10 protein-coding genes are annotated in these 12,186 nt (G+C 43.1%); 3 read left to right on the top strand and 7 right to left on the bottom strand.

Going from position 1 to position 12,186, the window contains the following annotated elements; genetic code table 11:
• Positions 1-106: 106 nt before the first annotated feature.
• Positions 107-1,291 (bottom strand): acyl-CoA dehydrogenase family protein, encoded by a 1,185-nt coding sequence (locus V7K97_RS12430; RefSeq protein ID WP_334801275.1) that lies wholly within the window; start codon positions 1,289-1,291, stop codon positions 107-109.
• 886 nt (positions 1,292-2,177) lie between these two features.
• Here V7K97_RS12430 and V7K97_RS12435 point away from each other — a divergent pair.
• The gene (locus V7K97_RS12435; RefSeq protein ID WP_334801276.1) at positions 2,178-3,836 is read left to right on the top strand and encodes an iron uptake porin; all 1,659 of its coding nucleotides are present in this window, start codon (positions 2,178-2,180) and stop codon (positions 3,834-3,836) included.
• 101 nt (positions 3,837-3,937) lie between these two features.
• On the opposite strand, the gene V7K97_RS12440 is transcribed toward V7K97_RS12435, so the two are convergent.
• From V7K97_RS12440 to sfnG, 3 genes are all read right to left on the bottom strand, one after another.
• Positions 3,938-4,990, bottom strand: a complete 1,053-nt coding sequence (locus V7K97_RS12440; RefSeq protein ID WP_334801277.1) for a hypothetical protein — start codon at positions 4,988-4,990, stop codon at positions 3,938-3,940.
• Between the two features lie 448 nt (positions 4,991-5,438).
• Positions 5,439-6,647, bottom strand: a complete 1,209-nt coding sequence (locus tag V7K97_RS12445; protein ID WP_334801279.1) for an SfnB family sulfur acquisition oxidoreductase — start codon at positions 6,645-6,647, stop codon at positions 5,439-5,441.
• Between the two features lie 354 nt (positions 6,648-7,001).
• Positions 7,002-8,099, bottom strand: a complete 1,098-nt coding sequence (gene sfnG, locus V7K97_RS12450) for a dimethylsulfone monooxygenase SfnG (protein WP_334801280.1) — start codon at positions 8,097-8,099, stop codon at positions 7,002-7,004.
• 522 nt (positions 8,100-8,621) lie between these two features.
• Between sfnG and V7K97_RS12455 the strand changes: the two genes are divergently transcribed.
• Positions 8,622-8,843 carry a hypothetical protein gene (locus tag V7K97_RS12455; RefSeq protein ID WP_334801281.1) on the top strand — a complete coding sequence of 74 codons (222 nt, stop codon included), beginning with the start codon at positions 8,622-8,624 and terminating at the stop codon, positions 8,841-8,843.
• Positions 8,844-8,994: 151 nt separating this feature from the next.
• Here the strand turns inward: V7K97_RS12455 and V7K97_RS12460 are convergent, their stop codons facing one another.
• The 3 genes from V7K97_RS12460 to V7K97_RS12470 all read right to left on the bottom strand — a co-directional run bounded on the left by V7K97_RS12460 (position 8,995) and on the right by V7K97_RS12470 (position 11,330).
• Positions 8,995-9,531: a hypothetical protein gene (locus V7K97_RS12460; protein ID WP_334801282.1), complete on the bottom strand. Its 537-nt coding sequence runs from the start codon at positions 9,529-9,531 to the stop codon at positions 8,995-8,997.
• A gap of 50 nt (positions 9,532-9,581) precedes the next feature.
• On the bottom strand, positions 9,582-9,824 hold the full coding sequence (locus V7K97_RS12465) for a ferredoxin-thioredoxin reductase variable chain (RefSeq protein WP_334801453.1): 243 nt from the start codon (positions 9,822-9,824) through the stop codon (positions 9,582-9,584).
• 165 nt (positions 9,825-9,989) lie between these two features.
• The gene (locus V7K97_RS12470; protein ID WP_334801283.1) at positions 9,990-11,330 is read right to left on the bottom strand and encodes a DEAD/DEAH box helicase; all 1,341 of its coding nucleotides are present in this window, start codon (positions 11,328-11,330) and stop codon (positions 9,990-9,992) included.
• 261 nt (positions 11,331-11,591) lie between these two features.
• Here V7K97_RS12470 and infC point away from each other — a divergent pair, with 261 nt between their 5' ends.
• Complete coding sequence (infC, locus tag V7K97_RS12475; RefSeq protein WP_334801455.1) at positions 11,592-12,059, top strand: translation initiation factor IF-3; 468 nt, start codon at positions 11,592-11,594, stop codon at positions 12,057-12,059.
• Positions 12,060-12,186: the final 127 nt, after the last annotated feature.

Below are 12,186 nucleotides of genomic sequence, written 5' to 3' on the forward strand. Positions count from 1 at the left end.
TATTTTATGACTTATACCATTTCTTTGTGAGGCTGCGCCAAACCCTTTTAACTCCTTTCAGAAAGCACAGAACATTAACACACCTTGAAAGGGCTAGTCCTGATAACTATGAATAAAAGTTAGGTTTTGGCAGTTCGTCATTTAACGCCCAATTTCCGATTTCTTGGATTTTGTAATCTACTGGATCGTGGAGAGTGAATGTACGGAGATTACGCCAATAGCGGTCAAAGCCATATTTTGCCGTAGTAGCGCGTGCGCCCATAACGTCAAAAATCCGGTTGGTAATGTCTAAACCGACTCTAGTGGCGAAGACTTTGGCAGTAGCGATCAATAGCGCACATTCTCCCCGTTCTTCGGCGGTAAGTGACCATTCCCGCTCCCAGGCAGTTTGTAGTAATTCTCCTGCTTGATCAGTCAAGCTCTTAGCTGCTTGCAGATCAACCCATATTTTGCCATAGTGCTGGAGGATGTAAGGATCTTGAGTTGCACTCTCTACACCTGATGTCAGCCAAGGTTTTGTATTAGTGGAAGTATATGTTTTAGCAGCTTCAAATGCTCCTTGGGCAATTCCCAGGTAGATATTCGCAAGATTCAATTGAGTTAAGCAGGCGCGAATAGTGCTGAAGGGTTGACCGGGTTTGTCTCTACTACCAATAATTTCTTCAGGGTATACCAAGACGTTCTCAAAAGTAACACTACCACTGTCTGTTTGACGTTGCCCTATGTTATCCCAATCATGATGAACAGTAACGCCTTGCCGTTGGGTAGGAATTGCCAGAATGCTCAATTCACCAGTTTCTTGATGAGTGGCAGTGATCGGCAATATATCTGAGTCTTGAGAGCCAGAGCAAAAGCTTTTAATGCCGTTGAGACGGAAATAATCATTTTCTGGTATCAGAGTAGTTCTTTTATCTAAAGGGTTGAGGGCATTGCACCAAAACCAATTGTTACGAATAGTTTCTGAATAATATCGCTGTTTTTGCTCTGCCGACCCAAAGATATGAGGAATAATTACACCTAGATGATGGTAAGAAAAGACGTGAGCAATGGAACTATCAACTTTGGCAAACTCGCGGGTAATTTGCAGAACGGTAATCCAACTTTGTCCTAAACCACCGTACTCTGTGGGTACCACCAGTTTCAGCAAGTTGCTTTGGCGCAAGCGATCGCGTTCATGTTTTGGTGTTCCCCCTTTGGCATCCCGCTCTACAGCAGTCTGGGCAAATTCCTTTGCTAAAGACTTAGCTAAATCCAGATATTTTTGAGATTCTTTAGTTTCGATTAATTGCATACTTTGCAATTTCTCCTGCTAACCTGATTGCGAGAAAAAACTATAAATTGTGAGGGAAAAATTTGGATCTACAGTAGTTTTATAAACCTACCATTACATTGAATATCATTGCACAACGTCAATAATAAATCAAGTCAAAATGAGATTTATTTTTCCGAAAGCTAAAGCTTGTTAGTGCAGGATTAAAAAATATTTCGTTGATAGTCAATTTGAGAATAATTTTTCTCAAATACTTGTTTTTTGAGATTATATATGCAATATTGTTAATTTAAATGCATTAAACTACTCTAACTTGATAGTTATAAAGTATTTTATAGCTGGATGTCGATAAATTTAGATTTTTATGTAAAAAGGCAGCATTTTGTACAAGCTATATCTATAACGTGTACAGGGATTCTATTTGTGTGAAAACAAGTCTTTTCTACACTGAAATGTGCAGATAAAAATGCCAGTTATTCACTAATATATCTGGTTATATCTCAGAGGTTGTTAAAAAGCAGTTAGCTGTGATTTTAGGCACTTGTTGATCCCCCCTAACCCCCTTTAAAAAGGGGGAAGAATCAAAGTCCCCCAATTTATCGGGGGATTTAGGGGGATCTCCAAGGGTTACACGTATACAAAAAAACTTTTCAAACAACCTGTCAAGGTGTAGCAATATTACTGAAACCTTTCGATAGTTAGAGTCATTCAGCATTTCTCAGGGCGAGTACAAGAAGGCAAAAGTAAAAAGAAAGAATGCTTATTTTGTAGGCTTTCTGGCTATTTAAAATGGTTGCTTTATTTACGCCGTGTCGTACTAGTCATAAATTTTTCGCTTGACAAGTCACTGAAATATCTGATGGCTTTCACTAAATTTTTCAACTAACAAAGATGAGGAGTGATAGAAATGTTCAATCGTTCATTTCATAATTTATGCATGGAATCGATGATTTTGGGGGCTACTTTGCTAGTCAGCACATCAGCTTATGCTGAAGACAGAAATTTAGTGGCTGTGACTCAAACAAATATACCAACTGCAATCGCCAAATTCGGGGACAATTCTTCGGAAACAACCATTGCCCAAACGCCTAAAATGCCTGCAATCAATACTGATGTAAACGTCCAACAGACAAATAGTATGTCTCAGGTAACATCTGTATCTCAGTTTTCAGATGTACAGCCAACCGATTGGGCATTTGGCGCACTCCAGTCTTTAGTTGAGCGTTATGGATGTATTGCAGGCTATCCAAATGAAACTTATCGGGGAAACCGCGCCATCACTCGCTATGAATTTGCAGCAGGCTTAAATGCTTGTTTATCTCGAATCAACGAGCTGATTGCAACAGCGACATCTGACTTAGTTACCAAACAAGACTTAACTACACTACAAAGACTGCAAGAAGAATTTGCTGCTGAACTAGCAACTTTACGGGGTCGCGTTGATAATTTAGAAGCTCGGACTGCGAAACTAGAAGCCAATCAGTTTTCTACAACAACAAAGTTAGTAGGAGAAGCCGTCTTTGCCGTCACAAATGCCTTTAGTGGCTCCGTTAATAATAGCAACACAGTTTTTCAAGATAGAGTTCGCCTGGTTTTCAAAACTAGTTTTACAGGTAGAGATACTCTCAACGTCCGTTTAACTGCTGGAAACGCCACTACCTTAAAGCTGCCAAATGGTACAGCAGAAGGACTTCAAACCTTCAATCTATCTCCAGCCAACAACAATGATTTTCTCGATTGGCTTGCTTATTACTTCCCGATTGGAGACAAAATACAGGCTTACGTAGGAGCAGTAAACGGAGTATTTTTTGATTACATTCCCACCCTCAGTCCCTATTTGGATAGTGCCACCGGAGGCGGTCGCGCTCTGACAGAATTTGCTTCATCCAGCCCTATCTATAGAATTGGTGGTGGTGCTGGTGCTGGAATCAATTACAAATTCAGTGACAAAATAGTATTGAGCTTGGGTTATTTAGCAGGGGATCATGCTAGTCCTGAAGCAGGTAGCGGCCTATTTAATGGTCAATATGGCGCGATGGCCCAACTAGCATGGAACCCCAACAAGAACTCTGGTATTGGTTTAACTTATGTAAATGCCTATCAAAATCGGGGAGCGATATTTGATATTGGTAGTGGTGGAGCGATCGTTGGAACTGCACAAGCTAACACTCCTTTTGACGAAGTAATTACAAACTCTTATGGAGCAGAAGCTTTTTATAAATTCAGTCCGAAAGTTGCAGTCAATGGGTTCTTTGGCTACACCAACGCCAAAAATCTGGCAGGTAGTGGTAGTGCAGATATTTGGTACTATGCTCTGGGATTGGCATTTCCAGATTTAGGTAAACAAGGCAACCTTGGTGGTGTTCTTGTGGGTGCAGAACCTTATCGGGGTGGTAATCCAGCACCTGCAAACGATTTATCGTTGCATATTGAAGGTTTTTATAAGTATCAGCTTACAGATAACATTGCCATTACCCCAGGTGTTATTTGGATAACGGCTCCTGGTCAAAACAATGACAATCAGGATGCGGTAATTGGCACTGTCAGGACAACCTTCACCTTTTGAATCATCTCAGCAACGTGAAAATTTTTGGCGTGTGAAAATTGAGAGACTCAGATCCCCGACAACTTTTGAGAAGTCGGGGATCTGATTTTTCACGAATTATCTTAACGCCCTTCACGATTCAAGCTCAGGGGTTGCTGTTCTTCAACTAGTGGGGGTACATCCTGCCAAAGGCTAATTCCGTCGTATAATCCTGGAGCCATTAAAAATACTTGAACCCAAAGGATATTAAACCACCAGTAAAGCCCTTGGATAATATTTTCCTTACCTATCAGGGATACTGTCACCAGGTACAACAAGACCGAAATTATTAAACTAGCAACAGATGCAACTATGCCTTTTGTGGGCTGTGATAGCTCTGTGAAAGGCCACATATTGAATTGCCAAACAAATCCTAAACCAACAGTTGTCCAAATAGCTGCAAAGGTTGGCCCTGTAGTTGTGGTAAACAAATCTAGTCCTAGCTGTTTGAGGAACAATTCTGTAATCAGAGTGAGTAACAAAATAATGCCTGTATGGAGTAACCCCAAACGTGGCATTCCTAGTTCTAGTTTGTTTAAAGGCCAACGTTCAAAGAAACTACCGAATACTGTCGAACAAGGATACCAATACCAAGGAATGTAAAATGGTTGAAGTCCCCACATTTGCGGCAAAAATGTGAGGGCAGGGGCAATAAAGAAGACGGCAAATAAAATATTGAGAAGGCCGCTCACTGGATGCCAGTTGCGTACTTCGTCAGTGGTGACAATCGTGTTGTCAAAGAAGAACAAACTGGCGGCAGCTGCAATGATTGCTGTTTGTCCCCATAAGCCTACGGGTGTATCAGTGATAGCTGGTTTTGCAGAGATGAATTTCCAAGCTTCTCCAGTAATGTAAACTAGCGCCAACAGCACTACTAAATTCACTGTTCCTCGTCCAAATCGGGTGGAGGAAAAGCGTGAGCCTGGATAGCCGTTGAGGGAAAAACCTAGATGCCACCACCAGACGAAGCATATCGTGATATAAGTCAACTTTGTTCCGACATTCAGTTGAATAATTTGACCAAAGATGAGTTCAAAAATATAGCTAATGACAGCAATTACAGCAATGAAAAGCAGCCCTTTAAATGGCTGATTTTTCCAAATGCTCCGCCTCTGGGTTGGGTTTGCAACGCTCATAGTGTCAACTTAAATAATGTTGGATTTATGAAGGGCAAAACATTCTGGTAAATATTAAGTCTGAATGCCTCCTCGAATTTTATATTTTAGATTTTGGATTGAAGATTCAAGGTTTAAAATCTAAAAAGGCCTGAGGTAAGCAAATTTATTTGTGGAATAAATCCAAAATCTACAATTCTAGGACTAGCCCTTTCAAGGTGACTCGTAAAATAAGATTGTTTTTTCTCTGTGTTCTCTGTGCCTCTGCGGTTTAAGAGTAATTTATTGAACCACAGAGACACAGAGAACACAGAGAGAAGAGGTTAAAGAGAAATTTATGGACTAAAATTTACACCCACATTGAAAGGGCTAGTCCTAAATTCTTTATTCAGAGCAATTGCATTAATGCATGGGGTCAATCTCAAATCTCAAATCCAAAATTGATTGACTCCAATAGAGAATGCCGCAATTACAACCAAGGATGGCGCGGGGGATAGACACCATTGAGGAAGTAGTTGCCAACAGCGTGGTACTTCCAACGGACGGGATCGTGGAGTGTGTGAGCGCGAGCATTTCGCCAGTGGCGATTGTAGTTGAATTCCTCTAATGTAGACTTAGTACCTGCTAGTTCAAATAACTTGTTGGTAGCTAGTAATGCTGCTTCGGTGGCTAAGGCTTTAGCTTCGGCAACTGCGATCGATGCTTCGACTACCTTGGGTTCTTCTAAACCTGACTCGTTGGCGACGTCAAGAAATTCACCTGCACGACGCAGCAATGCTTCTGAAGCGTGAACTTGAATTTGGACATTACCTAAGTTATAGAGCGTCAGGGGGTCTTCATAGCCTTTTTCTAAGTTGCTGTCAACCCAAGGGCGCGTATATTTACGGACAAAGTGGATGGTGTCACGGACTGCGGCTTTAGCAATTCCCACATCTACGGCGGCTTGGATGATTTGCGCGATCGCACCCATTGGTGTTGCCCGCTCAAAGGCTAAGTAGTGCGGAATGACGTGTTCTGCTTTAACTTTCACATTTTCAATAATGGTAGTACCGCTAGCTGTGGTACGCTGTCCAAAGCTCGTCCAGTCATCAAGTAGAGTTAATCCTGGGGCATCTCTTTCGACAAATGCCACCACTGTTTTACCATCTGGATTACTGGCAATGACGGGAACCCAATGTGCCAGTAATGCTCCAGCCGAGTAGTATTTGCGTCCGTTGAGTACGAAGTCAGATCCATCTGGTGTTAATTTTGTCTGGACATCAGTAACAGACTTAGTGCCAATTTCTGAGAAGGCGTTACCAAAGCGCTTACCTTGTAGAGCCAAATCAAAGAAGAACTTTTTCTGCTGATCTGTGCCATCCAAGCGAACTGCTTCCACCATGTAGAGGTGGTTTTGGGGAATTTGACCGAGGCTAGAGTCAGCTTCGGAGATGATTTTAATAACTTCTGCCAGGGTCGCACTTGAGACAAAAGCACCGCCATACTCTTTCGGAACTGTAATTCCCCACAATCCACTCTGGGAGAACTTTTCCACTTCCTCAGCAGGCAAACGCCGAGTTTGATCGCGTTCTGAGTCTCCCTTGGCAAACTCAGCTGCTAGTTCGTGAGCGATCGCGATCGCTTCTTGGTCATCCTGAATAATATGCGCCTTCTGTTCTGTATTAATTACTGATGTCATGGTAAAACTCCTTGATTGTGATTGAGTGACTCATAATCGCCACTACTATGAGGCAATGGGAAATATTTCTATTTGATCACCACATCCGATTTGAGGGATGGACATCTTGCCCATTTAATATTGGTGATGGACAAGATGGCCATCCTTCAAATTCAAGAAAGCAAAACTGATCAAGTCTGATGCAATGCTGGCAATACCTGTATGGGAAATCTACTTTGAGAGCAATTCCCACTACCCCAATTACACTCTTTTTCGCGTTTGAACGTGTACTAATCGCTGGTATTTACTGTAGGAGTGGATGTAGCTGTTCTAGATAACAGCTTCAATCCAAAAAACCCACAAAGTGCTGTTAATCTACACCACAACCAACTCATCAGCTGTCCGACGATGGGCTTTAAGTTCGCGCACAATCGGAATTACTGTCTTACCAAATGCAGGCAAATCATCCGAGTAGTGTAAGAAGCCACCGAGAATTAGATCAACTCCCACTTCATGAAACTGGCGAATCTTCTCAGCTACTTGTTCAGCCGTCCCAATCAAGCCTGACCGGAAGCCATCGTTATACTGCACTAAGTCTTCAAAATTGGAATTCGCCCACATTCCCTCACGTTCACGAGTCGAAGATCCCGCTTGTTTCACCGCTTCGCCAAATCCTTTCACTGCTTCCACATCAGCTTGGGCAATAATATCGCGCAATACTTCATGGGCTTCTGCTTCCGTATCTCGCACGATGATAAAGGAATTCAGACCAAACTTAATTTTGCGTCCTTCAAGACTCGCTAATTCAGACACTTCTGCAATCTGCTCTTTCACACCTTCTATGGTGTTACCATTCATAAAATACCAATCAGAAACGCGGCCAGCCATCCGTCGCGCGGCTTTCGAGTTACCACCTTGAAATATCTCCGGGTGTGGGTTCTGATGAATTGGTCTAGGCTTGACCCAACCGCCGTTAATGCGGTAAAAGTCGCCTTTAAAGTGAAACTCATCCTCAGTCCACAAACCTTTGAGAACGCGGATAAATTCTTCGGAACGGCGATAGCGTTCGTCATGGTCTAACCAATGTTCACCATATATAGTGAATTCATCTTTGAACCAGCCGCTAACTACATTCAGAGCAAACCGTCCGTTAGAGAGAAAATCAATGCTGGCGCCGATTTTGGCAACTACTCCCGGATGCCACAATCCAGGGTGAACTGCTGCAATTAGCTTCAATTTTTTGGTGACTGGAGCCAAAGCCGACACGGTTGTAAGTGCCTCTAGCTGATACTCAGCACCATAGCTAGCGATAAATCTGGCTTGTGCTAGGCCATATTCAAATCCAACTTCTTCAGCCGTCTGAGCTAGTTGAGCATTATATTCGTAAGTCCAATCTGTGCGTTGGGGAATTTTACTAACAACTAACCCACCACTGACGTTGGGAATCCAGTATGCGAACTTAATATCTACCATAATTGTGCGTCTGTAATTGAAACTGCTTGGTTATAAGAGAAGGCAGGAGGAAATATCAAGCAACAAATAATTTGTTATCACTAACAAATCAGCTAAAACTTGATACCACAAAATTTCAGTCAAAATCAAAAGTTTGAGAGCGACTGGAGACTACTCTGAGTTTGCGAGTAGATAATTTCAGGTTCTTATGGTCGTAATATACCATAACTCGATCGCGCTACCGTATTTTTAATTAATCAGACTTGATCGCGACAATTTTTCCGATGTCGTGACTCGATATACTGAAATTCTATTTCCATATTCCATTTTGGAATACAGTCAAATTCTGCTGAGTACTTAAATGAGTTGTGAAAATGCGCGATGTCCAGATCCCCGACTTCTCGAAGAAGTCGGGGATCTAATTTTTCACGAATGATTTAGGATTGCTATATGAAATAGCGATCGCATCGTATCACTTGCGTAAGTCTTGTAATTGCCTGAATTCAAAACTCCCCACTCCCCACTCTTAACTTTATTAACATTATGTCTAAAAACTTACCCTATATTATTCAGTACACTCAACCTCAAGTTGAGGAAGCTTTTGGCTCTTACCAAACAACCCATCAGTTCTATCATGAAGTTCGGTCACGGTCAGAGTTTAAGCGTTATTGTGAGTGGTATAATACAACAGCAGAACAGCACCGCCAAGAGCTTAAAAGAATGCGCGGCGAACTGAATATTTTCCAGTGGTTTCGCCGCCGATGAGTTATTTAGCTTTTGCGCCGTAAGCCCAGCACCATAATCCTCTTAGGATTTGGTGTCGGGATATAAGGCGATTAATTACGAAACGTCCTTAGACCAATATTAGCTTTATAGCTGATTCGGTCTAAGGACAGTTGAGTAATTAATGATCTTATTATTTTGGCTTATCTTGGGATTCAACATATTTTTTGAGGCTTTCAACTGTCACGCCTCCACAAGATGCTATAAGGAAATTTTTATACTGTCCTTGGTACATATTCTCAAAATGACTTTCTCTCAACTCATGCCTTTTATACTCGCAATACATATCCCACACTTCCATTAGGGATAGCTGAGGCTTAGGCGGTAGCTGTCCATCAGAGGTAGTAATACTTTCTACTAACTTCAAATCCGGTCTGAGTTTGTACTCAACCAGAATTTCGTTGAACCGCTTCAGGTTAAACATCCCACCGGATGCAGCTAACTTCCCTTCATCTAATTCAATCTGCAACGACGGTTGCAGATTGCCTGCTTTATCTTCCCATCCATCAACTAGTGGAATACCCGTCGCCTTTTTCACCTGGTTTTTTTCACCTGGGAATGGTGCGCGGGGGAAGCAAGCCTTGATGCATCCTGCGTCAGGTCTGATAGCTATCAGACCTTTTTTAGCCTTACCAGTGGGTGTTTTAACGCTGTTAACTATAATGCTCAAATAATGCTCAAAGTGTGGAAGTCAGTTTTGAGGTAGCTGGCATTAAAGCATTATACAATCTCTAACTCATTTTCACGCAGATGGGCTTTAAACTTTTTACTAAACTGGACTACAATCGGCAGATTAGCGCTTACGGGTCTGCCTTGCCATTGGGTGGCAATACCTAATACATCGCCTTCTATGCCTTTGATGTCAAAAGGCTGATTCCGATGTTCAGGATGATGATACACTACTACCGAATCTTTAACGCGGACGCGATCGCCAACTTTCATAACAACATTTACACCTAGCATTTGCTTTTCCACAAGTATCTGCTAAAAAATATATGATTAAATGGCTTAAAATTTCGATTTAATCAGCTATTTCTTGACGCTTCATTGGGATACAAACGAAGAGACAGGAGAAAGGGGTCATTTCCCCCTGCTCCCTGCCCCTTTCGTTGAACGCAAGAAAGAAAATCAGCGATCGCGTTTAGCAGAACGGCGCGATCCAGACGAGCGAGCCGCAGGCTTATCGCTATTGGTGGCTGGTGGCGCTACCTTCCGTTTACCCGATGTCTGTGGTGACAGTTTAGCACTACGAGCCGGACGCTTATCACCTCCTGGCTTGGGTCTGTGTTGCCGTACATTTACGATCGCTTCTGGCTCAATGTCGGGGTTGGGGCTAAAGCCAGCAACGACTTCTTTTGGCAAGCGTTGCTCAATCAGTTTTTCAATATCTGTCAAGAGATGCTGTTCATCGATGCACACCAAAGATACGGCTTCACCGGACGCGCCAGCGCGACCGGTGCGCCCAATGCGATGAACATAATCTTCCGGCACATTGGGGAGATCGAAGTTAACTACATGAGGCAGTTCGCTGATGTCAAGACCTCTAGCAGCAATATCCGTTGCCACGAGTACCTGTAAGCTGCCATTCTTGAACTTTGCTAGAGCGTTGGTACGCGCCGGCTGGCTCTTATTACCGTGGATTGCCAATGCTTGAATGCGGTCTTCGCCCAACTGCTTCACCAAACGGTCAGCGCCATACTTAGTGCGAGTGAACACTAGCACTTGATACCAATTATCTCGCCGAATCAGATGAGCCAGTAATTGGCGTTTCTTGTCACGGTCTACCTGATAAATCTTCTGGGCGATGGTGTCGGCGGTAACGTTGCGGCGTGCTACCTCAATCATCGTCGGATTATTCAGCAGTCCGGCAGCCAGCGCCTTAATTTTGTCTGAGAAAGTAGCGAAAAATAGCAAATTCTGGCGCTGTTTGGGCAATAGTGAGAGGATACGGCGAATATCATTAATAAAGCCCATATCCAGCATCCGATCTGCTTCATCCAGCACCAAAACCTCAATATGCGATAGGTTCACCGTGCCCTGCTGTACGTGGTCTAGCAGTCGCCCTGGAGTAGCGACCAGAATATCCACTCGATTCCTCAAACGCTGTTTTTGCAGATGAATACTGACTCCGCCAAACATCACCATTGAGTTTAGCTTCAAGTACTTGCCGTACTCGCGCACGCTTTCTTCCACTTGTGCGGCGAGTTCGCGAGTCGGGGTGAGAATCAGCGCCCGGATTGGCGGGTATCCATTAGATGTACCTTTACTCTTTTCAGATGACAATCGATGCAAGAGCGGTAGGGTAAAACTAGCGGTTTTTCCAGTGCCAGTTTGTGCCCCAGCTAGCAAATCGCTACCTGATAATACGGCAGGAATGGCCTGCATCTGAATTGGTGTGGGTTCGGTGTATCCTCGTTCGGTAACGGCACGGATAATTTCATTGGACAAGCCGAGAGTAGAAAAAGACATAAGACTCCAAAAATAACATCGGCCTGTCGCCAATGAAGGCGTCAGTCTAAGGCGGACGAATAAAAGTTATTGAAAAGCTGTATGGGCAGTAGCGCCGAGACTGAGAGCGAGTGCCATAGTACTGCATTCTAACAGATTACCGTCTATTGTGTCGTTAAAGTTGCTCTGATTCAGTGTTGTGTTAAATTGGCATTATCGGGCAAGTTAAAGTGTTAAACAACTAATTGGGAGAAATTCATTATCGCAATCCAAAAGCAACTGATTAATTCGCAAATCAAGTCACCTAGCGTCTTCTTGATTGATCATGAGAATAATAATCGTGGTCTGATCGACACCAATGAGGCGCTACAGCTAGCTGAAAGCTTAGAGCTTGACTTAGTTGTAGTTTCCCAAGGCAAAGACGCTCCGATCGCCAAGATTCTCAACTATGGGAAGCTTCAGTATCAAAAGAAAAAACGTCAGAGCCAGAGTGCTAGACCCACGGTAAAGGAAGTTCGGTTCGGGCTAAACGTGGGTATAGCTGATTACAATTTACGCATTCAGAAAGCAGTTGAGTGGTTGAGTAAAGGCGATTCTGTGAAATTTGCCATCCGTTTACGAGGCCGAGAACATCAATATCGTGACCAAGCGGGAGAACTGCTAGACCGAATTGCAAATGATCTCAGTCAAGTAGGTAAAATCCAATCGCTGGATAAACGCGCACTAATTGTTCAAGTTATTCCTGCTTAGTTAATCTGGCGATCGCAGGAGAATGTATTTGTGGCAGCTTGTAAGGAACGAAAAAAGCCGGAGGCAATACTGTTGTTACTCAAGGTGAATTTGACTTTCTGACCGAACAAGCGCCACGCGCCGGGAT

The organism is Nostoc sp. (assembly GCF_036917815.1).
In the GTDB taxonomy this organism is placed as follows: domain Bacteria; phylum Cyanobacteriota; class Cyanobacteriia; order Cyanobacteriales; family Nostocaceae; genus Nostoc.

What these genes read in the sequence shown, in the direction of transcription:
- V7K97_RS12455 (WP_334801281.1), top strand. Translation starts at nt 8,622, where the DNA reads ATGTCTAAAAACTTACCCTATATTATTCAGTACACTCAACCTCAAGTT.
- V7K97_RS12470 (WP_334801283.1), bottom strand. Translation starts at nt 11,330, where the DNA reads ATGTCTTTTTCTACTCTCGGCTTGTCCAATGAAATTATCCGTGCCGTT.
- sfnG (WP_334801280.1), bottom strand. Translation starts at nt 8,099, where the DNA reads ATGGTAGATATTAAGTTCGCATACTGGATTCCCAACGTCAGTGGTGGG.
- V7K97_RS12435 (WP_334801276.1), top strand. Translation starts at nt 2,178, where the DNA reads ATGTTCAATCGTTCATTTCATAATTTATGCATGGAATCGATGATTTTG.
- V7K97_RS12465 (WP_334801453.1), bottom strand. Translation starts at nt 9,824, where the DNA reads ATGCTAGGTGTAAATGTTGTTATGAAAGTTGGCGATCGCGTCCGCGTT.
- V7K97_RS12430 (WP_334801275.1), bottom strand. Translation starts at nt 1,291, where the DNA reads ATGCAATTAATCGAAACTAAAGAATCTCAAAAATATCTGGATTTAGCT.
- V7K97_RS12440 (WP_334801277.1), bottom strand. Translation starts at nt 4,990, where the DNA reads ATGAGCGTTGCAAACCCAACCCAGAGGCGGAGCATTTGGAAAAATCAG.
- V7K97_RS12445 (WP_334801279.1), bottom strand. Translation starts at nt 6,647, where the DNA reads ATGACATCAGTAATTAATACAGAACAGAAGGCGCATATTATTCAGGAT.